At 65.1% G+C, this 854-nt stretch carries 2 protein-coding genes; both read left to right on the forward strand.

From position 1 onward, the window contains the following. A partial coding sequence (locus B7G66_RS13010) for a hypothetical protein (protein ID WP_148424798.1) occupies window positions 1-271 on the forward strand: 271 nt, incomplete at its 5' end. A gap of 108 nt (window positions 272-379) precedes the next feature. After that, window positions 380-814 carry a hypothetical protein gene (locus B7G66_RS13015; RefSeq protein WP_003621783.1) on the forward strand — a complete coding sequence of 145 codons (435 nt, stop codon included), beginning with the start codon at window positions 380-382 and terminating at the stop codon, window positions 812-814. Window positions 815-854 lie beyond the last annotated feature (40 nt).

The following is an 854-nucleotide window of genomic DNA, read 5'->3' on the forward strand; positions in this document are numbered from 1 at the left end:
GACCTATGCCGTTTACCTGACGGCCGCGACCAGCGCGCATCCGGGTGGATACGTGGTCGATAATGTCGAATGGGACGGTGCCTCCGCATGGACGCCCCCAGCCGGGACCACCGCCATTGCTGACCCTGATCGCAAATACCCGATCGGCAGCACCTATGGCGCGCCCGCAGCCGCCACGACAGCAACAACGACAGCAGCCACGACCACGCCCACGACAGCCACCGCGACCGCGGCGGCAAGCACGACTGCGGCGACAATCACCACGACCTGACGACGCACGGCATGGATCATGCCCTGTCATACGCACCTGTCATATGCACCTGCCATCACCGTCCCTCGGGGCGGTTTTTTATTGCCCGGAGAATGAATGAACGACGACATGACACGGACCATCCCCATAGTGCCGGGTGGTGCGCCGGGTGGTGCGCCCGTCCGTTGCGCCACGGTGGAGGATCTGGCGCGCGTGCGCGAACGCCTTGCCCGGGTGGAGGGCGGGCATGACAACCTGCGCGAAGGGTTGCGCAATGTTTCGGCGCAGGTGTCCGACCTGCGGCGTGACCTGACGCGGGCGATGACGGAAACGGCGGAACAGACCCGGCGCGAGATCACCGAACGCGTGGACACGATCACCGACACGGCCACCGCGCGTGATACGGAAATATCGGGCCGTCTGGCGCGGATCGAGGGCGGGCTTAAACTGACCTCATGGGTGACGATGACGTTCATCGTGCTGGCGACCGGCCTGCTTGGCTGGGGACAGGTCGGTGATGCCGCATGGTCGTTCTGCCGCCATGCGTTTGGATACGGGCCATGACCGGCCTGTGTATCGCGCAGTTCCGGCATGAAATCGTCGC

This window comes from Novacetimonas hansenii JCM 7643 (genome assembly GCF_000964405.1).
Lineage (GTDB): Bacteria > Pseudomonadota > Alphaproteobacteria > Acetobacterales > Acetobacteraceae > Novacetimonas > Novacetimonas hansenii.

Coding starts and splice junctions, on each gene's coding strand:
- B7G66_RS13015 (WP_003621783.1), top strand. CDS start 380: ATGACACGGACCATCCCCATAGTGCCGGGTGGTGCGCCGGGTGGTGCG.